The 26,089-nt window shown below is 65.4% G+C and carries 17 protein-coding genes; 10 read left to right on the top strand and 7 right to left on the bottom strand.

The genetic code is table 11. The features are described 5' to 3' along the window. Positions 1-33: 33 nt before the first annotated feature. Positions 34-915, top strand: coding sequence for an amidohydrolase family protein (locus tag ABFE16_14135; GenBank protein MEN6346435.1), 882 nt, complete (start codon positions 34-36; stop codon positions 913-915). 94 nt (positions 916-1,009) lie between these two features. Here the strand turns inward: ABFE16_14135 and ABFE16_14130 are convergent, their stop codons facing one another. Together ABFE16_14130 and ABFE16_14125 are read right to left on the bottom strand one after the other, a co-directional pair. Then, positions 1,010-2,176, bottom strand: a complete 1,167-nt coding sequence (locus ABFE16_14130; protein MEN6346434.1) for a hypothetical protein — start codon at positions 2,174-2,176, stop codon at positions 1,010-1,012. Between the two features lie 99 nt (positions 2,177-2,275). After that, positions 2,276-2,668, bottom strand: coding sequence for a hypothetical protein (locus ABFE16_14125; protein MEN6346433.1), 393 nt, complete (start codon positions 2,666-2,668; stop codon positions 2,276-2,278). A 281-nt stretch (positions 2,669-2,949) separates the two neighbouring features. Here ABFE16_14125 and kdpF point away from each other — a divergent pair, with 281 nt between their 5' ends. The 8 genes from kdpF to ABFE16_14085 all read left to right on the top strand — a co-directional run bounded on the left by kdpF (position 2,950) and on the right by ABFE16_14085 (position 13,726). Then, positions 2,950-3,042, top strand: coding sequence for a K(+)-transporting ATPase subunit F (gene kdpF / locus ABFE16_14120; GenBank protein ID MEN6346432.1), 93 nt, complete (start codon positions 2,950-2,952; stop codon positions 3,040-3,042). Then, complete coding sequence (gene kdpA, locus ABFE16_14115) at positions 3,039-4,778, top strand: potassium-transporting ATPase subunit KdpA (GenBank protein MEN6346431.1); 1,740 nt, start codon at positions 3,039-3,041, stop codon at positions 4,776-4,778. The genes kdpF and kdpA overlap by 4 nt, the downstream gene beginning before the upstream one ends. A 1-nt stretch (position 4,779) precedes the next feature. After that, positions 4,780-6,900, top strand: a complete 2,121-nt coding sequence (gene kdpB, locus ABFE16_14110) for a potassium-transporting ATPase subunit KdpB (GenBank protein MEN6346430.1) — start codon at positions 4,780-4,782, stop codon at positions 6,898-6,900. Between the two features lie 20 nt (positions 6,901-6,920). Beyond that, positions 6,921-7,514: a potassium-transporting ATPase subunit KdpC gene (gene kdpC, locus ABFE16_14105; protein MEN6346429.1), complete on the top strand. Its 594-nt coding sequence runs from the start codon at positions 6,921-6,923 to the stop codon at positions 7,512-7,514. A gap of 115 nt (positions 7,515-7,629) precedes the next feature. Continuing rightward, positions 7,630-10,326: a sensor histidine kinase KdpD gene (locus ABFE16_14100; GenBank protein ID MEN6346428.1), complete on the top strand. Its 2,697-nt coding sequence runs from the start codon at positions 7,630-7,632 to the stop codon at positions 10,324-10,326. After that, entirely contained in the window at positions 10,323-11,012 is a 690-nt protein-coding gene (locus ABFE16_14095; GenBank protein ID MEN6346427.1) for a response regulator transcription factor, read from the top strand. Before ABFE16_14100 ends, ABFE16_14095 begins: the two co-directional genes overlap by 4 nt. A 133-nt stretch (positions 11,013-11,145) precedes the next feature. After that, the gene (locus ABFE16_14090) at positions 11,146-12,207 is read left to right on the top strand and encodes a uroporphyrinogen decarboxylase family protein (GenBank protein ID MEN6346426.1); all 1,062 of its coding nucleotides are present in this window, start codon (positions 11,146-11,148) and stop codon (positions 12,205-12,207) included. Between the two features lie 100 nt (positions 12,208-12,307). Then, complete coding sequence (locus ABFE16_14085; protein ID MEN6346425.1) at positions 12,308-13,726, top strand: sialidase family protein; 1,419 nt, start codon at positions 12,308-12,310, stop codon at positions 13,724-13,726. 52 nt (positions 13,727-13,778) lie between these two features. On the opposite strand, the gene ABFE16_14080 is transcribed toward ABFE16_14085, so the two are convergent. The 4 genes from ABFE16_14080 to ABFE16_14065 form a co-directional block, all read right to left on the bottom strand. Then, positions 13,779-16,538: a beta-galactosidase gene (locus ABFE16_14080; GenBank protein ID MEN6346424.1), complete on the bottom strand. Its 2,760-nt coding sequence runs from the start codon at positions 16,536-16,538 to the stop codon at positions 13,779-13,781. 92 nt (positions 16,539-16,630) lie between these two features. After that, positions 16,631-18,538, bottom strand: coding sequence for a glycoside hydrolase family 36 protein (locus tag ABFE16_14075; protein ID MEN6346423.1), 1,908 nt, complete (start codon positions 18,536-18,538; stop codon positions 16,631-16,633). A gap of 207 nt (positions 18,539-18,745) precedes the next feature. Beyond that, entirely contained in the window at positions 18,746-19,921 is a 1,176-nt protein-coding gene (locus tag ABFE16_14070; GenBank protein ID MEN6346422.1) for a hypothetical protein, read from the bottom strand. Between the two features lie 227 nt (positions 19,922-20,148). Next, entirely contained in the window at positions 20,149-21,069 is a 921-nt protein-coding gene (locus ABFE16_14065; protein ID MEN6346421.1) for an NAD(P)H-binding protein, read from the bottom strand. A 292-nt stretch (positions 21,070-21,361) separates the two neighbouring features. Between ABFE16_14065 and ABFE16_14060 the strand changes: the two genes are divergently transcribed. Next, entirely contained in the window at positions 21,362-24,178 is a 2,817-nt protein-coding gene (locus tag ABFE16_14060) for a hypothetical protein (GenBank protein ID MEN6346420.1), read from the top strand. Between the two features lie 44 nt (positions 24,179-24,222). On the opposite strand, the gene ABFE16_14055 is transcribed toward ABFE16_14060, so the two are convergent. Beyond that, the gene (locus ABFE16_14055; GenBank protein ID MEN6346419.1) at positions 24,223-25,866 is read right to left on the bottom strand and encodes a family 10 glycosylhydrolase; all 1,644 of its coding nucleotides are present in this window, start codon (positions 25,864-25,866) and stop codon (positions 24,223-24,225) included. Between the last annotated feature and the right edge of the window lie 223 nt (positions 25,867-26,089).

Raw genomic sequence — 26,089 nt, 5'->3', positions numbered from 1 at the left:
CACCAGCTTCCGTGAGAGGTAGGAAAGCCAACCATGATTGACATCCACTCGCACTGCCTCCTCTACCATGACCCGGCCCAACGGGCGAACCCCGCCTTCCTCAAGTTCATGTCTCCGCCCGAACTGGTCGCGACCTGGGACGGCCTGGGGATCGATAGAGGCGTGGTGCTGCCGATCGCGAACCACGAGAACGACTTCGTCTTGCAGAGCACGGAGAACGTGCTGGACCTGGCGGCGCTCTATCCAGACCGGGTCATCCCCTTCTGCAACCTCGACCCACGTCAGAAGTACAACAGCGCCACCACCGACTTCGGCCCCCTGCTGCAGCACTACAAGTCACTTGGCTGCAAGGGTGTCGGCGAGATGTCCTGCAATCTGTGGTGGGACGATCCGCGTATGCTCAACATGCTCGGCCACATCGAGGCGGCCGGGCTGCCGATGACCTTTCACGTCGCGACTCGCGATCACGATGCCTACGGGGTGGTGGATGAGTGTGGGCTGCCGCGGCTGGAGAAGGTGCTGGGGATGTTCCCGAAGCTCAACTTCCTGGCCCACTCGCAGGCCTTCTGGTCACACATCTCGGCGGACGTCAACGAATCGAACTGGGGCAGCTACCCCTCCGGGGCGGTGCAGGAAGGGCGGATTGTTGAGCTGATGCGCAGGTACGATAACCTCTGGGGCGACCTTTCGGCCGGCAGCGGGCTCAACGCCATCACTCGCGACCCGGAGTTCGGCTATCGCTTCCTGGAGGAGTTCCAGGATCGCCTGCTTTTCGGGACGGACCTCTGCGCGCCCCAAGAGCTGTACGGGAAGATCGTCCGCACCTACCACGAGTTGGTCGACGCGGGGCATATCAGCCGCACGGCCTACAACAAGATCACACACGACAATGCAGTGAAGCTACTCGGACTCTGAGCCCACCCTTAGGCCGGGAATCAGACTGCGGCGCCGAGGGTACTCACATGCCCTGGCGCCGCAGTTCTTTCGCTTCTCCCCGCTGGGAAACCCTTCAGAGGCCTGCCAGCCAGCCCTCTCTCAGCTTCGCCCCATAGCACTGCGGGTGACCGCCTCGTCGGGAGCCGAAGACCAACCACTTGTTGTCTGCAGTGAGATAGGGATGGGCATGGCTCCACTGCTTCGTGTCGTACTCGGTTCGGCTGAAGCAGATGCGCCTCGCCTTGCCGCTGGCGAAGCTCCCGATGTAGATCGGCACGCCGTCCTCGCCGGTGTCGCCGATCCAGCACTTGCCGTCGCGGGAGACGCTGACGTGGCCAAAGCGCTTGCCCTCGTACACGAGCGTGGGCTTCTCGTCGCCGACTTTCGCGCGCCAGATGTTGCCCTTGCTGGTGCTGTCCGCCGCGGTAGAGAAGAAGACCTCGGAGGTCTCGCCGATCCAGGCCTCGTGGCCTGTCGGACGGAGAGTGTAGGGCTGATCGGCGGGGAAGCGCCTTTCCTGTCCGCCGATCTCCAGCTCGCTGAGGAGGACCACCTTGACGTCCGGCATCCGGTTGAGCTGGATCAGCACGCGGTTGCGGCCGTCGCGCGAGAACTGCTCGTGCTTGGCATGGTAGCCGGGCTTGTCGAGGAGCACGCTCCACTGCCTCGTCTGCAGGTCGAGAAGGTGGACTTGGGCGGGCCTGGCAGGCTCACCGGCAGGCGTCGGCGGCGTGACGCTGACAGCATAGTAGCGAAGGTCCGTTGAGACGGTGCCATAGCTGTATGACCCACGATCGGCAGGCAGCTCGGCAACGTCCTCGACCTTCAGGCTGAGGTAGCTGCAGCGGCGCAGCAGGTTCTTGCCGCCAACGGTCTGCGCGTAGTACAGCCACTCACCCCAGGCATGGAAGGCCGGGAAGGGCACCTTCCCGGACAACACCTCATGGCGGGAGCCGTCGACGAGGTCGAGGACCTCGATGGCCCCGGGCTTGGCCGCAGTGCCATAGTAACGGATCGCAATGCGGCGCCCCGTACGATCACCGTAGGGCTGTTCACCGTAGATGTTGTCAGCGGGGCGTTCATCTGGCCCAAGCAGGTACACCTCAGCTCCAGTCTCCGGGTCCGTCTCCACGGGCTTGAGTCCGATCTTGTCTGTTCCAGAGGCGGCAGGCTGGCCGGGCTGGGCCCAGACCGCGATGAGCGGCAGCGCAACGAGGACAAAGATGAGCAGCAGGTGCATGGGGAACCTCCTAACAGTTGGTGGCCGTCGCATCCCTCTCCGGGCGTCCTCCACAGCACAACAGGTTCCTGGCTAACGATCAGTGTGGCAGACAGCAACTCAGTCATACATGAGGTGCTGCCCGTCTGGATCGGCGCGATGATCCGCCGATCGGCACTTCGGGCACCGGGCCGGAGCCTCGATGCGGAACCGACCGCCACAGTCGCACTGGCCACATAGCTCCTCGACGGCAGCGTGGTACTCCTCCTCGGTCATCGGCTTGCCCCGGTAGGTCTCGCGGGCACGACGGTCATGCTCCGCCGAGGCCATGGAGTAGGGGATCTTCAGCCCCTTCAGGTACCTCAGATGGGGCTCCCCGATCTCGTCAAAGCTGATCGACCGTTCCGCACCACAGGCGTCGCAGTGCAGCAGGTGGAAGCAGAAGCCGCCACCGTCGTTGACGGTGAAGCGAGCACCACAGGCGTTGCAGATGGCTGCGTACTGCTGTCCCACGATCTCGACCTCCCCTCGACACGTGGAGCTGTTCCACGGCACACACTGACTGCACCTGCCTACTTCTCCAGCGCCTTCGGGTCCCCTTTCTTGACGCCTCCTTGACGCCCCGATGTCGCAAGCTGTCACGCCCTTGACGCCCTTCTGCGTACACTCTTGGTAGTCGAGAACGAAGGGAAGGATCGCTGTGAAGGACGTGCTCGCCATGGTCGGCGTGTTCCTCTTCGGCCTCCTCTGCCTGGGGCTGGTGTCCCTGTGCGGTCGGTTGCGGGAGGACTGATATGTCGGCGCTCTACCTGGTTCTTGGCCTGCTGTGTCTCGCGCTGTTCGTGTACCTCGTGGCGGCGCTACTGAAGCCGGAGTGGTTCGGATGATGTCTGTTGCCTATCTGCAGGTTGCCGTGTTCTGTGCTGTCTTGCTCCTCCTTGCGAAGGCCCTGGGCGAGTACATGGCCCGGGTCTACGAGGGACAGCGCACCCTGCTCGATCCGGTCATGCGACCCCTGGAGCGGCTGCTCTACCGTCTGGCCGGTTCGCGAGCCACAGCGGAAATGAGCTGGCGCAGCTACGCCGTGGCGGTGCTGCTGTTCAACCTGACAGGCCTGCTGGTCGTGTATGCCCTCCAGCGCCTTCAGGGGTTCCTCCCGGCCAATCCTCAGCACCTGGGCTCCGTGCCGGCAGACCTCGCACTGAACACGGCCGTCAGCTTCGCCACGAACACGAACTGGCAGAGCTACAGTGGCGAGACGACGCTGAGCTACCTGACACAGATGCTTGGGCTGACGGTGCAGAACTTCCTGTCCGCTGCTACCGGCATGGCGGTGCTCGTGGCACTCATACGAGGACTGGTACGTCGCACGGCGCAGAGCCTCGGCAGCTTCTGGGTTGACCTCACCCGCTCCGTCCTGTACGTCCTGCTGCCACTCTCACTAGTGCTGGCCCTGGTTCTGGTCTCGCAGGGCGTCGTGCAGACGCTCCAGCCCAGCCATACCGTGGCCTTGCTGCAGCCCATCACTGTCAACAGGAACACGACGACCGAGCAGACAATCGCCCTGGGCCCAGCGGCTTCGCAGGTGGCAATCAAGCAACTCGGCACCAACGGCGGCGGGTTCTTCGGCGCCAACTCGGCCCACCCGCTTGAGAATCCAACGCCCCTCTCGAACTTCCTCGAGACACTGGCCATCCTGCTGATCCCGGCGGCCTTGTGCTTCACTTTCGGTCGCATGGTCGGTGATGGGCGGCAGGGCCTGGTGCTCCTGGCTGCGATGGGTCTCATCTTCGTGCCGATGCTGGGGCTGTCGCTGGTGGCCGAGCAGACTGGCAATCCGATGCTAACGACGCTGGGAGTAGACCAGACCGCCAGTCCCCTCCAGCCCGGCGGCAACATGGAGGGCAAGGAGCTACGCTTCGGCGTCGCCGCCTCCTCCCTGTGGTCTGTCGCGACCACGGCCGCCTCGAACGGGAGCGTAGATGCCATGCACGACTCCCTCACACCGCTGGGCGGCCTGGTGGCAATGTGGCTGATGCAGCTCGGTGAGGTCGTCTATGGTGGAGTGGGGTCCGGGCTGTATGGGGTGTTGGCTTTCGTGATCATCGCGGTCTTCATCGCGGGGCTGATGGTGGGACGCACACCGGAGTACCTCGGCAAGAAGATCGAGACCTATGAGGTGAAGATGGCGGCGCTGATGGTGCTGATCCCGCCCATCCTTGTACTGGTCGGCACAGCGCTCGCAGTGACGGTGCCGGAGGGTACCGGTGCCCTTACGAATCACGGGCCCCATGGGTTCAGTGAGATCCTCTACGCCTTCTCCTCAGCGTCGAACAACAACGGAAGTGCCTTTGCGGGACTCGCCGCGAACAACCTCTTTTACAACTTGTCACTGGCGCTGGTGATGCTCATCGCCCGCTACTGGCTGATCGTGCCGGCCCTGGCGATGGCTGGCTCCCTGGCCGCGAAGAAGACTGTGCCGGTCAGCGCAGGGACCTTGCCCACGCACACCCCGCTCTTTACGGGCTGGCTTGTGATGGTGGTTGTCGTGGTCGGAGCGCTCAGCTTCCTCCCGGCCCTGGCACTGGGGCCGATCGCCGAGCAACTGAAGATGGTGCCTTGAGATGACCACGCCTGACGCACGAAGGAGTACGCGAGACGGGCAATCACGGCGAGCCCTGTGGCAGCGTGCGGCGAAGGACGCCTTCCGCAAGCTCGATCCGCGGCTGATGCTGCGCAACCCGGTCATGTTCGTGGTCGAGGTCGGCAGCGTGCTGACGACCGTACTGTGGGTTCAGGCCCTCGCAGGACACGGCGAGGCCCCGGCCGCCTTCATCGGCGCAGTGGCGGTCTGGCTGTGGTTCACGGTGCTCTTCGCCAACTTCTCGGAGGCCCTGGCCGAGGGGAGAGGGAAAGCCCGGGCGGAGTCGCTCCGCCGGACTCGCCAGGAGACACTTGCACGCAAGGTCCCTACCAGTACTGCGCCCTGCAGCGAACGTCCCACCAGCTACGAGGAGGTGCCCTCGACGACTCTGCGACAAGGCGACCTCTTCCTCGCCGAGGCCGGAGACCTCATCGCCGCCGATGGCGAGGTAGTGTGCGGAATCGCGATGGTCGATGAGAGCGCCGTCACGGGCGAAAGCGCTCCGGTGGTGCGCGAGTCCGGGGGCGACCGCAGTGCAGTCACCGGCGGCACCAGGGTCATCTCCGACTGGCTAGTCGTACGAGTCAGCGCCAATCCCGGCGAGGGGTTCCTCGATCGCATGATCTCCCTCGTCGAGGGCGCGAAGCGCCGCAAGACGCCGAACGAGATCGCGCTCAGTATTCTGCTGGCCGGCTTTACCCTCATCTTCCTGGTCGTATGTGCAACGCTGCTGCCCTTCTCGCTCTACGGGGTCGCCGCCACTGGCGCGGGGCAGGCCGTCGGTATCACGGTCCTCGTCGCCCTCCTCGTCTGTCTGATACCGACAACCATCGGCGGCCTGCTACCGGCGATTGGCATCGCCGGCATGGAGCGGCTGATCCAGCGCAACGTCCTTGCCATGTCGGGCCGAGCTGTCGAAGCGGCCGGGGATGTGGATGTGCTGCTCCTGGACAAGACCGGCACCATCACTCTGGGCAATCGTGAGGCCGTGGCACTGCTGCCCCTGGATGGCATCGGGACGCAGGAGTTGGCGGAGGTCGCTCAACTCTCGTCACTCGCGGACGAGACGCCCGAAGGACGCAGCATCGTGGAGTTGGTCAAGCGCAGCTACGGTCTGCGTGGCCGCACGGTGGGTGCCGACGACGGAACGACGCCCCATGAAGCGATGCACTTCATCGCCTTCACTGCTCAGTCGCGTATGAGCGGCGTGGACTACGCGGCTCACCAGATCCGCAAGGGTGCTGCAGACGCTATCGCCGCCTGGGGAGCTGCGATGGGGGAGAGCGTCGACCCCAGGCTCCAGCAGATGGTGGACGAGATCTCCCGCGGCGGAGGTACGCCGCTTGTGGTGGCCCGCGACGGCAAGGCCCTGGGTGTGGTGCACCTCAAGGACATCGTCAAGGGTGGCCTGCGCGAGCGCTTCAGTCACCTGCGCAAGATGGGCATCAAGACCGTCATGATCACCGGTGACAACCAACTGACCGCCACTGCGATCGCCGCGGAGGCAGGCGTCGACGACTTCCTGGCTCAGGCGACGCCCGAGGCCAAGCTCAAGCTGATCCGCGAGTACCAACAGGGCGGACGCCTGGTGGCGATGACCGGAGACGGCACCAACGACGCCCCGGCCCTGGCGCAGGCGGATGTGGCAGTCGCCATGAACACCGGAACTCAGCCGGCGCGCGAGGCCGCGAACATGGTAGACCTCGACAGTAACCCCACGAAGCTTATTGATATCGTCGAGGTCGGCAAGCAACTCCTTATGACCCGCGGCGCCCTGACGACCTTCAGCATCGCCAACGACCTCGCCAAGTACTTTGCCATCATTCCGGCAGCCTTCGCTTCGACCTATCCTGCGCTGCAGGCTCTCAACTTCATGCGCCTTGCGACGCCGGACAGCGCCCTTCTCTCGGCGGTCATCTTCAACGCGCTCATCATCGTGGGGCTGATTCCGCTGGCGCTCCGAGGGGTGCCTTACCGGGCGGTTGGAGCGGCGCAGTTGCTGCGCGACAACCTGCTCCTCTACGGAGTCGGCGGCCTCGTAGCCCCCTTCCTGGGGATCAAACTGATAGACCTCCTGCTGGTCGCGCTGCGCCTGGCGTGAGCGAGAGGGGAGTTGGAGCTATGAAAGAACTGGTTCGACCGACGCTCACCTTGCTGGCCGCTTTCACCCTTCTCACCGGACTGGTGTACCCGCTGCTGATCACGGCGGTGTGTCAGGTGGCCTTCCCACCTCAGGCCAAGGGCAGCCTGATCGTCCGCGAAGGCACTGAAGTGGGTTCGGAACTGATTGGCCAGCAGTTCACTGATCCGCGGTACTTCTGGGGACGTCCCTCTGCGACCGTGCCCGTTCCCTACAATGCCATGGCTGGAACCGGCACCAATCTGGGACCGCTCAATCCGGCGCTGAAGGAGCAAGTGGCGCAACGAGTGCGTCGGCTCCGGCAGGCCGATCCCGACAACCGCCTGCCCGTCCCGATCGACCTGGTGACTGCCTCCGGCAGCGGTCTCGACCCGCACCTTAGTCTTGCTGCCGCCGAGTACCAGGTTATGAGGGTGGCTCGGCAGCGGAACCTGCCGGTGACCGAAGTGAGTTCGCTGGTGGCGCAACACGTCGAACCGCGACAGTGGGGCTTCCTGGGCGAACCCCGGGTCAACGTACTAGAACTCAACCTATCACTCGACACGCTTGGAAAGGTCGCGAGGGCAGGTCACTGAAGAGTTACCCGAGGGCCCTGGTGTCGTCCTGGACGAAGAGTGGCTTTGAGCGGAAGACGCAATCGCGTAGAATCACCGTAGAAGCGCAAAGATCGCGCAGGCAGCGAGGGGCCTGATGGCGTCCTACCATGATGGCAGTCGTCCAGACCCGGACAGGCTGCTCAGCCAAATGGCGGCGGAAGAGCAGGCGCGGTCTCGTGGGCGGCTGAAGATCTTCCTCGGCTATGCCGCCGGCGTGGGCAAGACTTTTGGGATGCTTCAGCAGGCCCACTGGCGCAAGACTGAGGGCGTCGACGTGGTCGTTGGCTATGCCGAGACCCATGGACGGGCTGAGACTGATGCCCTCCTGGAGGGGCTGGAAGTCCTGCCTCGTCGAACGCTTGTGTACCACGGCACAACGCTGTCCGACCTGGACCTCGACGCCGTCCTGCGTCGGCGCCCGCAACTGGTGCTGGTCGACGAACTCGCTCACACCAATGCGCCGGGCGGACGCCATCTGAAGCGTTGCCAGGACGTCGAGGAGATCCTATCAGCCGGCATCGATGTCTACACCACCCTCAACATCCAGCACATCGAGAGTCTCAACGACGCGGTTGCGCAGATCACCGGGGTAGTCGTCCGGGAGACAGTTCCCGACCACTTGCTTGACGATGCCCACGAGATCGAACTGGTGGACCTGCCCCCGGAGGACCTGCTGCAACGCCTCCGCGAGGGTCTGGTCTATGTCCCCGAACAGGCCGCGCAAGCGCTGAAGCGGTTCTTCCGTAAGGGAAACCTCACCGCCCTACGCGAGATGGCCTTGCGCCGCGCCGCCAGTCGTGTTGATGAGCAGTTGCGCTCCTACATGGAGACCGAAGCCATAGCCGGGCCCTGGGCGGCGACGGATCGGCTCTTGGTCTGCACGGGCTCGAGCCCCCTGAGCGCAAGGTTGCTGCGCACGACGCGGCGACTGGCCGAGGAACTCAAGGCCGAGTGGTTCGCACTCCACGTCGAGACCCCCGACCAGATAGCGTCGTCCCAACGGGCGCGAGAGCGGCTTGCCGAGAACCTGCACCTTGCCGAGCAACTGGGTGCGAAGGTCGCAACCATGTCCGGCACAACCGTTGCCGAGGCGGCCGTGACCTATGCGCGGCTCCACAACGTCACCAAGATCGTCGTCGGCAAGCCTCTGCGTCCGCGCCTCCATGAGCTCCTCCATGGATCCATCGTCGACCAGATCATCCGTGCCAGCGGTACCATTGACGTCTACGTGATCGGCAGCTCGGGCGAGGTGCTCCCGGCTGCGCCGAAGTCGCCGCCGAGGCCGGCCAACTGGCAGGGCTACGCGAAGAGCACCGCACTGGTGGCGGTAGCGACCCTCATCGGCTATCCACTACGCAGCGTGATCGAGCCCAGCAACCTGGTCATGCTGTACCTGGCCGCCGTGCTGCTGGCTGCCTTCTTCCTCGGACGCAGGGAGGCACTCCTGGCTTCGGTACTCGGCACCCTGGCCTTTGACTTCTTCTGTGTCCCGCCGCACCTGAACTTCGCGGTGTCGGATACCGAGTACCTTCTGACCTTCGGCGGCCTGCTGGTTGTGGGCCTTGTGATCAGTTCCCTCGCCGCGCAGGCAAGGGCACAGACCGAGGCCGCGCAGCGCCGCGGGTTCCAGGCGATGAACCTCTACGAACTGAGCCGCTCCCTCGGCGCTACCACCGATCTCCCGACCGTTCTGCAGATATCACTGGCCCACCTTCGTGAGACCCACAAGGCCGGGGCGGCGATACTGCTGCCCGAGGCAAAGACACTGCGAGTGGCGGCGTCCACCGAGCCGATGAACCTCGACGGCGACGAGATGTCTGTGGCAACCTGGTGCTGGCAGCAGGGCCGGGAGGCTGGACCCGGCACCGATACCCTGAGCGGCGCCGACTTCAGGTACCTGCCGCTTCGCACTGGGAAGGAGGTCGTCGGCGTTCTTGGTCTGCACCTGCCTGGCCCTGAGGGCTACCTCGCTCCCGACGAGCGGCGGCTTCTGGAGTCAACGGCGAGCCTCGTGGCCCTCGCCATCGAGCGCCTTCATCTCACCGAAAAGGCCGGACAGGCCGAGGTGCTGCGGGTGACCGAGAACCTGCAGTCAGCGCTCCTGAACTCGGTCTCCCACGACCTGCGGACGCCTCTGGCCTCCATCACCGGCGTGCTCAGCAGCTTGCGGGACGGCGTTGAGGGCAGCGGTGACTTCCGGCTTGAGGAACGAGACTGGCGCGAGCTGCTGGATACGGCCCTGGGCGAGTCCGAGCGCCTCAATCACCTGGTTGGTAACCTGCTCGACATGTCACGCCTGGAGGCCGGGGCCCTTCGTCTCCATGTGGAGCCCTGCGACCTCCAGGACCTCGTGGGTTCCGTCCTCACACAGATGGGGGACCGCCTGAGAGCACGCGAGGTCACTCTCTCTCTGGCTCCCGACTTGCCCCTGGTTCCGATGGACTTCGTCCTCATCGCGCAGGTGCTGACTAATCTGCTGGACAATGCTGCCAAGTACACGCCTGCCGGTACACCCATCGAGGTGGCAGCGGAGCAGACCCAGGACGGCGTAGCGATCACAGTCACCGACCAGGGGCCGGGTGTCCCTGAGGAGGATCTGGAGCGCGTCTTCGACAAGTTCCAACGGGTAACTCGGGCCAACGGCGCCTCAGGCACCGGACTGGGCCTGGCAATCAGCCGTGGAATCGTCGAAGCTCACGGTGGCCGGATCAGCTCTCATCTACGCGGCGGGGGCGGTCTCGTGGTCCGCTTCACACTCCCCGTGACTCGACAGGAGGGGAACCAGGCATGACCGACGGTGGCGCCCGCATCCTCGTCGTGGATGATGAGCAGGCAATCCGGCGCTTCTTACGCGTTACGCTGGATGCCCAGGGCTATCAGGTTTACGAGGCCGAGACCGGGAAGGAAGCCCTTCGAGCGGTCCCGGCCTGCCGGCCCGACGTCGTTATCCTCGACCTCGGGCTCCCGGATATGGAGGGGCACGAGGTCATCCGCAGTCTGCGCGAGTGGTCTCCGGTGCCGATCCTTGTGCTGTCGGTGCGGGAGCATGAGACGGAGAAGATCACGGCCCTTGATGCGGGCGCCGATGACTACGTGACCAAGCCCTTCGCGGTCGGTGAACTGACAGCGCGTCTGCGGGCCGCCCTTCGCAGAACAGCAAACACCGGCAACGAGGCCGTGTACGCGGTAGGCGACCTGAGGATTGACCTCGGGCGTCGTCAGGTCTCCTTTGCCGGGCAGCAGATTGCGCTCACACCCACCGAGTACGAGTTGCTGCGAGCCCTGGCCCAGCATGCCGGACGTGTTCTGACCCACCACCACCTCCTGCGGCAGGTCTGGGGAGCCAGCTACGAACCCGAGACCCATCTACTGCGTGTCAACATCAGCAACCTGCGTCGCAAGCTTGAGCCCGACCCCTCGCGTCCTCAGTACCTCCTCACCGAACCCGGCGTAGGCTACCGCCTGCGCCAGGAGTGACCGGGCCTCCCACAACCACGGTGTCACACGACGTCATCGCCACGGAAGGGCATCGGCGCTACGGCCGCGAAGCTTCCCAGCGCGACGCTCAACACGGCGCTTGCATCTGTCCGTCGCCCAGGAGGGGCCTGGCATGGAACTGTCACACCGTGAGCGCGTACGACTGGCGCTTGAGCACCAGGAGACCGACCGCGTGCCGATCGCCATGGTGTGCTCGGGGATCAACCCGCCTGCCTACCGCGACCTGACACAGTACCTGCGGCGCGAGCGCAACCTGAGCGTGGAGGAGTACCTGCACCCACTGCTGGACATCAAGGGTGTTGCGCCGGCCTACCTTGGCCCGACCCTGGAGCCGGGGCAGGACTACTGGGGAGTCGTGCGGGAGCCAATCAGCTACGGCTCAGGCGAGTACCAGGAGATCCGCCACTACCCCCTCGCACAAGCAGAGACGGTTGACGACCTCGACCGACACCGCTGGCCCTCACCGGACTGGTTCGACTACTCGGTGCTGCCGGAACGCCTTGCCGCCGCCCAGGCGGAGGGTGAGTACTGCCTGATGGCCGCCAACGGCAACATCTTCGAGACCTCCTGGTACATGCGGGGCTTCGAGCGGATGTTCATGGACCTGGCGCTGAACCCGGAGCTCGCGCGGGCAATCCTGGGTCGAGTCTGCGAGTTCTACGTGGAGCACTTTCGACGGGTCCTCTCCGCAGCCAGGGGCCAGATCGACCTCGTCTTCACCGCCGACGACCTTGGCAGCCAGGAGGACCTCCTGATGTCGCTGCCCATGTGGGAGGAGCACCTCAAGCCCTTCCACACCCGGCTCAACCAGGTGATCCACGACTTCGGGGCAAAGGTGATCTACCACTCGGACGGCAGCGTGATGAAGGCGGTTCCCGGCCTGATCGAGGCGGGCATTGACGTCCTGCAGGCCTTGCAGTTCGACGCCCGTGGCATGGACCCGGTGGCCCTCAAGCAACAGTACGGCGATCGCCTCTGCTTCCAGGGCGGCGTGAGCGTGCAGCAGACCTTGCCCTTCGGTACCGCGGAGGAGGTCGCGCAGGAGGTTCGCGAGCGCATCGCGGTCCTGGGGCGTGGCGGCGGGTACATCCTCGGGCCATCCCATGCCATCCAGGCAGGTACCCCGCCCGAGAACATCGTCGCCCTCTTCGACACGGCAGCGGGGAGAACCTGACAGTATGTGTCAGGGTGTTAGGGGCAGCCTGGGCAGAAGGGAGTCTGGTGCCGGCGGGGAAAGGGCGGCTACGAGACATCCAGGAAGGGAGAGCCGGCGAATGAGATCGAACCACGGTCGGGGGCAGTTCGCCACCTTGGTGCTCGCCCTCCTCGGCGTGTGGAAGTGGGGAGGAGCCGGCTCCGTCGTCGCCTTTGCCCTGACGGCAGCGGTGCTGTCGCAGTGTCCCCTTGATGCCCAGGAGAGTGACAGGATGGCCCCCGAAGCGCAGTCCTCAAATCCCGTCACGCTTGGCCCAGTGAGCAGGGGTGGTCCCGCGCTCCTCCAGCCGACAGCAGACACGGGCGGGCAGGTGACAAGGTACGGCCTCGGGTTCGTGTTCCAGGTGGGCCCACAGACGGCGGCGGTCTCCTGCAACGTCCGCACAGTCGGCAGAGGCCACTGGGACTTTGAGGACGGCAGCGATGTCATCCTGCTCGACGATCTTGCGCGTCTTGATGGGCAGAGGGCCGTCGTGTGTTCGCGAAACGTGGAGGACACGAACCCGGCCACCGGCGCCAAGAGGGTCGTGGTCACCTATCCCATGGTCGTCGGTTTCGTGCCGCTAGGCGCCAGGCGGGCCGACGGCACGCAGCACCCCTGCGCAGGAACGGGCTTCGGCTTCTCTCAGACAGCGTGTTTCGACCTCAACGAGGAGGGGTTCTTCACCTGGAAGCAACCCTACACCAGGAGCTGGTATGTCCACCAGCTAGCTTATGACGGCACGCGCTTCCGGGTTGTGAAGATGGAGACCAAGTCCCCTGACGCACCGCTGAAGACGGCCGATGGGGCCTGGACGCTCTCCGCTCCAGGCCTGTCCTGTGCCCTTCCGGACGGTGACGACCTGCTGTTCGCCGTGTCGGCGGACAACGGGACAAGGCACGCAAGTGGGGTGTCGCGTTGGCGCCTGCAGGGCGGAGACTGGAAACCTGTTGCGTTCTACGACGTCTCGGGCGGGTCGGAGCCCAGTCTGGTCCGTGATGTGGACGGCTCCCTGCTCTACTCGGTGCGCAGTGCCGGGGCAGAGGGCCGGGCCGTCCGGGTCTGGCGCTCCCGGGATGGCGCTCAGAACTGGGAGCAGGTCCTCCATGCGCCTGATCTCCGCGCGAACGCTCCCGTCGCGCTCAATCAGACGGCCAATGGCACGCCGTACATCGCCGCTGATAGCCCCGAGACCTACCGCGCGAAGCTGTGTCTGTGGCCGCTTGACCTCGAGCGTGCGAGCGTCGGGACGCCGCTCATCGCCCGCGACTGCGTGAGCGAGTTCGGCCCGGCTCCAGAGGGCACGACCTGGTTCGCTGACCACGCGACGGCAACGACGGTGAGACTCGCGGACGGGAAGTGGCACAATCTGCTGGCCTACCGCGTCCTGGCCTTCAGCGGCGTAGGTGTTGGCGGCGAGACGATCACGTCCCACACGGGATGCTACCTTGAGGAGGTCTCCTCCACGGGGAGTGTGCGTCCCGCCTGGCGGTTCTGAGGACTCCCGACGGCGCAATCGCCTTCGTTGCCATGTCGTCTGGGCCGTGCTGCTACTCCACAGTCCAGATGCCCGTCTGCCCTAGATTGAGGGGCACTGCGAACTCGGTCAGGTCCGTGCCGACGGGGGCTCCTGTGAGCGCGTCGGTGACCTTCACCTTGCGGGGCAACTTGATGTGGTGTGTACCCGTGAAGGACGCATGAACGGCGAGCAGCGACTCGCTTGCGGCCACGTAGTCACCCTCCTCCGAGTACACGTGAACGCTTGCTGAGCGTGCAATCTCGCGCAGCACTGGCGCGGGAAGAGGACCTGCGGCGGAGAAGATAACCCGGGCACCCTCCACCATCTTCTCTGCCAGGCCGGCCCCTTGGTAGGTCGGGAGCGGCCAGCCCACGCCGTCCAGCATGTCGGCGGAGGTGCAGCGCGCCAGTCCCCAAACACGCGCCTCCGGATCCACTACCTCCAGCAGCGGTGCAAGACGGCTGTGAGTCCCGTAGGAGTACCCACCCGGGAGGGCTGCGAGAGGCCCCTCGGCCTGCGGAAAGAGGCTGACGAAGGTCGGGCCGCCGATCTCCCGCAACGCAAGCCTCATTCCCGTTAGCTCCGAGGCCGCTTGGGCTGAAGGCCCGTCCGGTGTCAGCAGTCCCGGGGCGTGCACCCAGACGATGGTCCGTCCAGCGCGACGCAAGGTCTGCAGTTGTGCACGCGTCTCAGGGTCGGGCGCCCAGGCCTGCGGCAGGAGGTACATCTTGTAGTCCCGGGCGGTGGAGAGCTGACTCGTCAGGAGGATGTCGTAGGGAGCGCCGACATGCGTTAGGTGGCCTACAGCCTGGTCCACAAGTAGCGGGACCGTGAGTTCGTTCGACTGGGCCAGGTAGTCCGCCGACCGCTCGTCCAGCACGAGCGCAATCTCGGCCGCGGATCGTCTTGCCGCCGGAGGCAGCGCCGCGTGCACGGCCTGCAGCCGCCCAAGGGCGTCCAGGAGAGCCGGGTCCTCGAACCAGCCCGGCCCCTGCTCCATCCACCACACACCACCTCCACCAGTGACGGCGCCGGCCCAGTTCCGCTGCAGGACGCCGATCGTGCTCTCTCGGTCAGGACAGCGACCGTAGGCGTGGCCGGCGTCGTCGGCGGTCAGGAAGGTCCGCGTGTCGTCCTCGCAAAGGTGTAGCTTGCCGGCCAGAGCGATAGCTGCCTGCGGAGCCTGTCCGACCCAGCCTGCTCCCGGTGCGCGATCGCGGTAGCTGTACGGGTCGCAGACGAAGTCGAGATCCGGGCACGCAAGCACCTGCGCCAGGTCGTGGTGCCCCGAATTGTGGAAGGAACCCGGACGCCAGCCCGGCGAGATCCAGTATCCGTAGAAGGCGCCTACCAGGTGCTGCCGTCCGCAGGCAGCCTTCGCAATCCTGGCGAAGTGACAGATGGCCTCCGCACACACCTGTGAGTGGAAGTGCAGGTAGTCAATCACGTCCGCCGCCTGACGCGGGTCCTGTAGACCCCCAAGGGCTCCTCTGTAGCGCTGTCCAGGAAGCGGAACCTCCACGGAAGCCAGCGTCGCCGTGGGCTGATGCCAGGCCTCCTGCAGACCGGCGTCATCGTGGTACTTCGCCGTCAGCCAGCGGGTGAAGGCGGCGCGCTGGGCAGGCGAGTAGTCGCCGCAGCCCTCGCCCCAGAGGTAGGACCATTCGCCGCAATCGCCGGCGCTCACATGCCAGCCGAGGATGCTCTGCGTGACGGGACGCGAGGACAGGTGGCTGACCAGGGCCGCCAGTGCCTCGCCGGCTTCCTGACGCCACAGCGCCGAGCCCATCGAGGCCCAGGCGGCGGTGAACTCACGGCCATCGCGGGTGCGCAGACGCGTCTGCTCCTCGGGGTGCTGCTCCAGCCACCACGTCGGCGGGTTCAGTACGATGCGCAGGAGGGCCAGGGCGCCCGGCACTGCAGCCGTCATGCTGGTCAGCCCCTCCTCGACGCCGGCAGAGTTGTACTTGCCCGGAGCGAGCCACCAGGTACCCATGGACACGTTGTAGGTGAATAGCTTGACCCCTCGGTCGCGGAAGGACCTCATACGCTCTGCGGAGGACCCGCTCCGCCACGGGGCGCTAACTCTCCCCGGGGTCTGGCCGAAACCGCGGAGGACCTCTTTGCCTCCGACCTGAACGCTCACGTCGCCGAAGGCGGCCTTGCAGCAGTAGGCGGCCAGGGCCACATCGCCGGGCGGCAGCGGGTCGGAGTCGTCCTCCTCCGCCACCAGTTGCCCGTCTACGAAGGCTGCAAAACGGCCGCCGGTGACCTCCAGCCGCAGCCGCACTTCACCTCCAAGACGCCAGTCAAGCGGCTTGCTGTGCCAGGTCTCCCACTTGCCCGCCGCGTTGTACTTCCAGAGCTTGAGCCGGTTCCCGCCCTTGAGGTACTGCAGGCCGAACAGGTACCCGGTGCGACGCTTCTCATCAAAAGACACCCGCAGGGAGGCGGTCGCGTCATCCATGAAGGCCTCCTGCATGGTCACGGAGGCCTCTACGACAAGTGGCGAGCCCGGCGGCACAGTCGCGGGCAGCAGGGCCTCGCCCTGCACACGTTCCAGCTCCAGCCGACCGTCCTGTACCTTCAGAGGTGCGCTCGGGGGACTGGTGTAGAACAGCAAGGGCGGTGCCGGCTGACCGTGGATCAGGAGCGTCGGTGCCCCGTCGATCACCCGCACCTCTGCCACCGGAGGGGCAGCCGAAGAGAAGACAGGACACGCTGCGAGCAGCGAGATCAGCCCCATACTCGAAGGTAGCCATGCCGGTTGTCCGTGGGGAAGGTCTCGCATTGCTGTGCTCCTTGCGTATCCTGATCAGCTACTACCGGGTGCTTCTCATGCGGTCTTCGGTGACCTTCGCCACAGTTCCCGAGGGGCCTTCACTACCCCGAATCGCGTGTGGCATCGAAGCGCAGAGCCAGTGAACTGCGCCGGGGCATGCGTGCCGGCAGGGAGGCGACGGGTTCGTCAGTCCAGAAGTCGTGCGGCGTGCCTGCAAGACCGTAGGTCTGCGGATCGAAGTCCAGCCGCGCCGTGCTCTCGGACCAGTTGAAGAGCCCGACGAGAGTGTCCGTTTCGCCCTTGCTGATCCAGATGCGCGGGAGGTCCTGGTCACTGGTGAACAGGTCCACCGGTGTGGCCGGGCGACGCGGTTGCAGTACGCGCCGAATCATCGCGAGGGCCTTCGGCTCAAGCTGACGGAGCGGATCGCCCAGGATCACGTCGCCGCCGGTCAGGTGTACAAGCAGCGCGTAGGTTCGCGCTTCCATCTCGTTCAATTCGCGGCCGGACAGCCAACCAGCCTCGGGGCCCATCGGAGAGATCACCTGTCGCCTGCTGTAGGGCGGTCGGGCGGTGTCGGCGCCACGCACGACGAGGAAGTCCGGGTCGCCGTTCCACAGGTTGCCGATCATCCACCAGCGTGCGGACAGGGACTGGGCGTTGCGAAGCACATGGCTCCAGTAGATGTGGATGTCTCCAGTCGTGCGCACACCATCCACCAGCCCCGTCACGGACTCGAAGGGTGCGCCGCATGCCAGGAGGTAGGCGTCGCTGCCGATCGCCTCTCGAATCGCGGCAAAGGCTCGGCGAACCAGGTCGGCCCGGCCCACGCGCGAGTCGGCGAAGCGCTCTGCCTTGAGGATGCACTGGGTGAAGTCCACCTTGAAGTAGTCGAAGCCACAGTCCCGCAGGCGGCCGAACACCGTGCGAAGGTGTTCGAGCACCTCCGGCTGCGTCGGGTCGAGGTAGGCCATGGGGCCATAGGAGTAGCTGTCGGTCTGGAGCTGACCGTCGGCCCGCGAGGCGAACCACTGGGGCTTGGCCAGGAAGAGCGGGTTGTACGTATTCACCAGCAGGGGCGCCGTCCAGATGCCGGGTACACGCCCGTGGGCCTTCACGTGGCGGCAAAAGTCCGTGAGCCCTTCCGGGAACTTGGCGTTCGCATCCCAGGCTCCCCACTGCTGCTCCCAGCCTTCGTCGATGACGAAGACCTGGAAGGCGTCACCGAAGAGCTCTATCCCTGCCGCGAGATTCTCATCCGTCGCCTCCCGGGTGATTGCGCCGCTGTAGTAGTCCCAGCTATTCCAGCCCACGCAGGGCGGGCGTCGAGAGGTGCGTGGCTGGAGTTCGGCCCAGAGCTCGCCGTAGCTCTGCATCAGCTCCGTCCCGTCCGCGCCCGCCAGCGCGATGACCGGCGAGGTGAGCACTGCCTCGCCCGGGGGCACCTGGCAGTCGAAACGGTGGCGGATCTCGAAGCCGAAGCTGCCTTCGAGGTGTGGGGCGGAATGGAGAGCGGTGAACTGGGAGAAGGAGCTGCCGACCGGTGGCAGCACTCCGAGAAGTAGTGCCTCGCCCTCTTCCTCTTGGTATACGGTCAGGAGGCCGCTCGGCGCCACGAAGTCGAGAGCAAAGCCCTTTCGTCCTACACCCTTTACGCCGGTCGCCAGGGTCTCGAAGCTGGCGCCGTGGATCAGCTCCCTGAAGCGCCACGTATCGAGGGCGGGAGAGAAGGCAGCAGGGGAGAACCGCCCAAAGTGGACGGTGCGAAGCGAGAGTGGAGCCTGCGAGACGTTGGCGATCTCCAGCGACAGAGCACCCTTCGCAGCCTCCACCACGGTAAGGCGCCAGGGACCGTGCTGGCACGTAGGTCGGCCCTGCTGGTCGACGCCCCAGTCAGACTGCACGCTCTCGTCGTTCACCAGGATCGCTGCGGTGGCCTCGCCTCCCCAGGGCGTAGCAAGCCTCAAGAACCCGTCGGAAAACCGCAGGGAGGATACCGACTCGCTCATCTCACAACAACTCCTTCTGATAGCTGCAACTCGCGCCCGGGAGAGGTCCGGGCTATCTGTGTCAACGTCGAAGGGTCGAGTTCGTCGCCACGTCCCGCTCTCCCTCCAGGCTCCTACGCTGCGAAGCGCACGCCCCGTCTCCGGGGCGTGCGTGTCGGCACAGACGGCCGGGCGCTCACTGTCAGCCCAGCCAGGACGAGCGAGACACTACATCTCCTTCGGCTTCAGGAAGAGCACCTCGGCACGCTCGATCCATCCCTTTCGCAGGTCCATGCGGAACCAGCCTTCGCCGTTCTTCTCATGGAAGCGCGTCGGCGACCGCTTCCCGTACTCCTTGAGGTCGTACTGAGCCCACGTCCGGCCGCCATCCGTCGAGATGATGATGCCGGTGTCCATGGGTGATGCCGGTGCGCAGTGCGAGGCGAGGAAGACCCCGTCCTGAACGACCATCGCGCCGGATTCAACCTCCGGGTTGAACAGGCGGGTGTGCTTTTCAGGACGCCCCAGGTCCTCCGGGGCACAGCAGAACACACCGCGGTCATAGGGCTCGGGTCCGTTGGAGTCGCTGATCCAGTAGACCGTCCCGTCGATGAAGGTGATGCCGCCGCCCTTGTAGCGCGAGTTCAGATGGTCGGTGATGATGACCTTCCAGTCCCAGCGGTCCGTCGCCGCATCATAGGTGCCTCGCAGCCAGTGGCACTCGAAGAAGCCCTCGGCGCGATCGCCGTCACCGGTGCAGGCGTAGAAAGCGTCCTCCACCGGGTTGTAGGCGACGGTGTGGATATGCCGGCAGAGAACGGGGTTGTCGGGATTGCCCAGGAGCGTGCCACCACGGCCTCCTCCCGGGGTGCCATTGTCTGTGAAGAGGGGGTTCTGGCCGAAAGCGTAGGCGAGCTTGACGGTCCGGCCCCCGTCGGTCGAATAGTAGATGTTGACCGGCGTCGCGCCGCCGAGCACGTTGCAGTAGTTCCCCCAAACGAGCATCTCCGTGCCCTTCACCTCCCACGAAGTGACGCCGGAGAGGGTGTGGAAGTACCAGCCGGGGTTGTCCGGATTCTGCGGTGTGTGCGGGAGGTAGTCGCTGCCGTCGAGACCCTTCACCGTGACCTGCTCGCAGGTCTTGAGGTTGTCCGTGCTGACATACAGCTCCGCGCTCGTGGCGAAGACCACATTCCCGTTGTGCAGGATGCAACTGAAAGTGATGTCGCGAGCCTTCGGGAAGGCCAGGCTGTGGGGCCAGGTTTGGCCGTTGTCCTCGGACAGCATGACCCGACCGTCCGCATAGGCGAAGGCCTTGTTGTTCAGTTGCGAGTCGATGTAGATACCCTCCGGCTGCAGGCGATACCAGAAGTGCGGCGTTTCACCGATTCCTGTCTGTGGCATGGTCAGGCATCCCTCTTTGATCTGGTGTGGTGTCTTTGGGCTTGCGGTCCGAGCACTCGGAGCGGCAAAGCTCCTTTGCGCTCGCGCTGACCCTTGTCTGTGTCTGTCGGCAAGGGTCACAGGCTTGACTTCTCCTCGCAACTCGGTCGTCCTCCCCGGATATCACAGCATCCGCACCGGATCGGACGATGGCGACCGCCGCCGCGACCAGGGCCACCGAAGCGACACTATCGGAAGTGCCGTGCCAGCTCCGAGTTGTACTGCCGTCCGAGGTGCTCCCCGTTCTCCGCAACCCACTCCTCGAACCGCGTCCTCCCGAGCGGCGGCTGTGCGGAGACCAAGAGGTTCGTCATCAACCCCGCCACTTCGTCCCGCGTCACTACCACATCCCGTACCAGGTGGCCGATGAGCGTCGCTGCGATCAGCGCAGGCTTCGGCGGGACGCCGACCACCAGTGCCCGGCCTCCAACGGCAGCGCGGATCTGTCGCACCATATGGCCGAAGGGGAAGGTGTCAGGCCCCGCGGCATCGACGACGGCGTCCTCCTTCATGGAGCCAGCCTCAGCGGCGATCCGGGCGACATCCTCTGCCGAGACCGGCTGGACCAGGTACTCGCCGTCACCGAAGAGCGCGAAGGCCGGGAAGCGGCGAAGCATCCACGCGATGTTGTTGATCAGAATGTCTCCGCGGGCGAAAATGAGCGTCGGCCGGATGATGCCGTAGGAGAGCCCCGATTCGGCCACGACCTTCTCGACAAGCGCCTTGCCTCGATAGTACGGAAGCCTGGAGCCCTCAGAGGGGTTCGTGACGCTCAGGTGTACCACTCGCCGGACGCCGGCCTCCGCCGCGCAGCGCAGAAGCGTTCTCGTGTTGTCGATGGCGCCGGCGAAGCTCACCTGGCCTCGGTCGAAGCGCACCCAGTAGGTGTTGTAGAGGACCTGTGCTCCGTGCAGGCTCGTGCGCAACGCCTTCGGGTCGTCGAACGCAAAGGGAGCTACGGTGACGCGCCCTCGGAGAGGATGCGGACGCCGGGGGTGAGCCGTGAGCGCCGTCACCTGCATGCCCGCGTCCAGCAGGTGCGACGCAATGAAGGAGCCCGTGTAGCCCAGGCCCCCGGCTACGACTACCCGACGCTCGTCTGCGGCCATCTCTGCCCTCCTGCTCAAGCCGTCCTCTCCTGGCAAGGCGCCCCGGCGATCACCGACATATGGGCTGGGACGGTGTCGTCGCAGGCATCGCCGTCTCAGGAGTGCGCGGTATGGCTGATGTGCGTTCGCTGTGCGTAGCCGAGACCAGCGGAGGGGCAGGCCTCGGGCGTCGACTTCCCCAGATAGGCCGTCGCACCTGCCGAGAGTCTGACGCTGCCTTCCAGAAGGCCATCGCCGCCCGCCGGCGAAAACTCCACGAACGGCCTGTCTCAGCCCAGGGGTGATCCTAAGGATGTGCCGCTATCTACTCGCGTGTTGTGCCGTCGGCCTTTGCCTCAGTACGCCGGGACTGGCGCAGGTGCCGATCCTGCTTACGGCCAGAGATGCGGCGGGAGTCTACTGCCCGACGCCTCAGTTTGCCGGAGGCGACACGGAGAAGGCGACCGTGCCCTTCTCGGCCGGCGCCTTGACCGATGGCAAGGTGTCCTACGACTGGAAGATCAAGCCCACTCCCTACTGCTACTGGCAGCGCCAGGGCTCGGCGGAGCTGCTGGTTGACCTGAAGCGCATGTGCCACCTCCAGAAGGTGCGCGTGCACCTGCTCAACTCCGGTCCGCACGGCACTGAGTCGGTGCAGGTGTTCCTGAAGGGCGATCCGCTGGAGTTCCCCGACAACCTCAGCGTCGGAACCATCAAGCCCGCCCTCGGTGGCTGGAACGAACTGCCCGTCGACAAGCTGGCTGACGGGCTGCGCCTCGCCTTCATCGCCCAGCCGGGCAAGGGGTACATCACCCTCTCCGAGATCGAGGTATGGGGCACACCCGCGGCACAGTCAGGCGAGCCGACGATGGTGGCCGGGGACTCCTCACCGAAGCGGGTAACGGACGGAATCACCTGGTGGGCCTTCGACTTCGGGCCGACGGACTCGCCCTCCTTCGCGCAGTTCTACGTGGCGGACTCGAAGTGCGTATACAGCAGGGAACGTGGGTTCGGCTGGATCCCCTACAAGGACGGGCAGCCGATGGTGGAGAGCAACTTCGGCCCGGGGAGCCAGGCCGTGCCGGGCCTTGCTGAGCGCGACCGGGGAGCAAAGGGCAAGTCCTACATGGACGCGCTCTACCGCGACTTCGTGATGACCTCGGCCTACTACCACACCCAGGTACGCCAGACCTTCGCCCTCGACGTGCCCAACGGCACCTACCGGGTGATGACGATGCACGGAGACACCCAGTATGGCAGCCAGGGCAAGCAGCCCTCCTGGATTGAGGCCGAGGGCAAAAGGGTCGCCACAGACATCGTGTTCCCTGCTTCGCTCTGCACGGACGTCGTGTTCGACGCCACAGTGCAGGATGGCCGGCTCGACCTGACCTTTGACGCTGACTCCCCGGACTTGGCCGCCCGAGGCTTTGTGCTCAACGGACTCGTCGTGATCCCGACCAACACGGCGGCGGAGGTAGCCTTCGCCGACAAGCGTGTTGCCGCAGTACGCGCTACCGCCCAGCGGGATCGTGACGACTACTTCGCACGCACCTTCCACGAGGTTCCCTATGTTGAGACAGCAACGATGGTCGAGCCCACGGCTGCGGACAGCGACCGCGGGTTCATCGCCTGGACACCCCAGTGGATGACCCTCCTCTACCCGAACAGCGTCCCGACGGCTGAGGCTGTCCAGCGACCCCTGACGACCTTCGCAACTCCCGGCGAGTATGAGCCTGTGGTGGTATCCCTGCGAGCGTTGAAGCCCCTGCGGGCGGTGAGTCTGACGGTCGGCGACCTCCAGGGACCCGCGGCAGGTCGCATCCCGGCTTCGGCCTGGGATGTCCGGACCGTGAAGTGTTGGCCGCAGCGCAAGGGGTCCTCCTGGAGCACGGAGTACCAGGTGATGCCCGAGTTGCTGGAGCCCGCAGCACCCTTCGACCTGGGCAAGGACGTGACGAAGGAGTTCTGGCTGACCATCAAAGTGCCCGAGGATGCCCGACCCGGAGAGTACCGTGGGCCGGTCACAGTCCAGACCGCCGAAGGCAAGCAGTGGCAGACGACACTCAGCCTCCAGGTGATGCCCTTCAAACTCGACGACCCCGAACGAGTGGTGGGCATGTACTGGCACGACACCGGCGTCGGGGACGAGGTCCTCGACAAGCAGGTGCGGGACATGGTCGCCCACGGTGTGCGAGCGGTGACCATCAGCCGGGCGCCGAAGATCACCGGCGTGGACGGCAAGCTCGTGGTAGATACCGCGGATCTGCGGGCCTTCCTGCGGCACTTGCGAGACCTGGGGCTGCAGGGCCCAATCCCGTACCGCGAGACCACCTTCCAAAGGCAGATCAAGGCGGCCGTGCCGACGATGGACCCTGAGGAGGGCTATGTGCAGGTGATCACCGCGCTGGAGCAGGTGTCCTCCGACCCCACGGCGCTGAAGCTCCTGTACTACCCCGTGGATGAGATCGGCAACGACGACGCCCGGGGCAAGCTGGCGAACCACCTCTGTGGTCTCGTGGCGAAGGTGTCCGGTGCCACGAGCTACATCACCGTGAACAACTACGCCTCCGGAGAGAAGTGGGGCGACACCTTCGACCTTTGGTGCGGCAACGTAGACTACAGGCCGGACCAGGAACAGCAGCTACTCGCCCGCGGCAAGCGCTATATGCGCTACGGTTCCAGCTACGTCAATGATTGCAGGATGGCGCGGAACAACTGCGGGCTGGGCTTCCTCAAGCGTCCTGCCGAGGCGATGTACTTCTGGCACTATCAGTGCCCCGTCGCAGATCCCTTCAATGACCTCGACGCCGATTCCCGCGATTGGTGTGCCGCCTATCCTGGCCCCGAGGGCACGCCGATTCCCACCATGGACTGGGAATCACATCGCGAGGGGATTGACGACCTGCGCTACGTCGCGACCCTCAAGCAGCTTGCTGCCCGGGCTGAGAAGGGCACCGCAGTTCAGAAGCAGGCAGCGACGAGAGCGCTGGTCGAACTCGCGGCGGTGCTCAACACCGACGACAGCATCACCCAGACGCGCTGGGCCGAGCGGCTGACCCACGACGAGTACAACACCCTGCGCTGGCGGCTGGCGCAGGCGATCGTGGCGCTACAGGAGACGCTGCCCTGAGTCAGGTAGGCCGCCTTCCTCCTGCGGTGAGTGACGGGGCCCTGTCAGCGCTTCACCGTCCAGTTCGGCACGGCGGGCTCTCGGAAGGGACCGCTGTGCAGGGCCCCGATCTGTGCCTCGTCCAGTGACCCGTACCAGTACAGTGCTACGCCGTTCGTCGGATACTTCAGGAGTGCGTAGTCGACGAGCCGTGCCACCTGCTCGGCCGTCCGCGAGATCACTTTGCCGGTCTCGTCGTTGTCATAGTTCCCCAGCATCAGGACCAACCGGTCGGGGGCCACCGAACTTGCCCGCGCCGTCTCGAACTTGACGAAGCTCGGGCGCCAGTTGTAGTCCATGCAGTAGGCGATGTCGATCAGGTCGCGCTCCAGCCAGATCCACTCGTTGCGTCCCTCGATCTGCAACTGCGGCTTCGGCAGAGGGTGGCCGCAGACCGACACGATGGCCTTCGGACGCACCTGCCGCAGCCCTTCCCGTGTCGCGCCAACGAGTTCCGTGACCGGTGTCTCCTGGAACTCGAGCAACCGCTGCTTCGCCTCGGGCGTTGCCTGCCCGCGTGTTTGCTCCATGCTCACGCCGAACCGCTGCTGGTACTCGGCACGAGCGATCTCACTGTAGGAGACGCCCTGCGTGCGGATGTAGTCGAGGTTGATCCCGTCCACGTCGTACCGCCTGGCCAGCTCGACCATTTCCTTGACGATGAGCGCCCGGTAGGCCGGGTCGTGAAGGTCATAGGCGCCCTTCGGCACGCCCTCGGAGGCAAACTCCGGGTGCGGATCGGGCTTTCCGCGATAGGAGACGCAGAACCACGGATGCACCTCGATCCCCCGCGCATGGGCCTTGCGGATTAGCTCCGCGAGCGGGTCCTTGCCACCCTCGAAGTACTTGGCGAAGGCGGGCTCGATGACCGTCGTGTCCGAGCGGTACAGCGCTCCACGCCCGTGCCAGACGCAGGGCATGAAGGCGTTGAACCCGGCTCGCGAGATGCGGTCCAGAAGCTGGTCCTGCTCTGTGATGAACCTGCCCGACTCGTCGAGGATCATCCGCGTCTGCAGGAGTCGCCCGGCGGCATCACGTCGCTCGGTGCGTGGCAGTTGACGGTCGCTCTCGGGCACCTGGAATAGGGACGGCGGGGCCAGGGGAAGTCGTGTCGTGCTGACACGCATCTCGGCGACCTGGATCGTCACGGTGCCCTTCGCGGCCGGGAACACGTTCAGGCGCAGATGGTCTACTGCCTGCCAGCCGGTCGGCGTGCCCTCAATCCGCACGCCTCCCTGCCGATCCACGACCACCTCATTCCAGCCCTCAGCGGGCGCTTCCAGTCCCCTCATCAGGTACCATCCCGAGCCGCTCTGCAGGTACATTGAGACCGACTGCACCGCTGCGGCGTTCTTGACGAAGAGCCGGAAGGTGATCGAGGGGTAGGCGGTGAGGTCCTCGGGACCAAAGGCGGCGTCCCAGTAGCAGCGCGGGTAGGCCGGGTCGGTCTGTGCGAAGTCGCACTCGAACTCGTAGCCGGGGCCGAACTCGGTCGTGACGGCCTTCGGCGCGCGGGTACCGCTATGCCCCGGGCTCCACTTGGTCGTCGGGTCGGAGAACAGCCCTTCGAGCTTTGTATCAGCGCCGCGAGCGCAGGACGTAACCGACCAGATCGCAGCGAGGACGAGTAAGGGGTACACTCTCATCATCTTGCTCCCTCCAGCGCGACGTATCCGGGAACGAGTCTGCCCAGGCCAGGAAGCCCCTTTCGCGTGTGATGAGGGCTCCCCGACTGTGGACGGCCTGTAGCGAGTGTTCCGCCTTCGGCTCGCCGCCTCCTTCTGTCGCCTTCTCTGAGGGCACACAGGACCAGCGGTCTCGACGGCGAAGTGAAGGACGACGGGAGCCTGGTGACTTGATGCGTAGACGCTT

This window comes from Armatimonadia bacterium (assembly GCA_039679385.1).
Lineage (GTDB): Bacteria > Armatimonadota > Zipacnadia > Zipacnadales > JABUFB01 > JAJFTQ01.
This window is presented reverse-complemented; position numbering and strand designations above follow the sequence as displayed.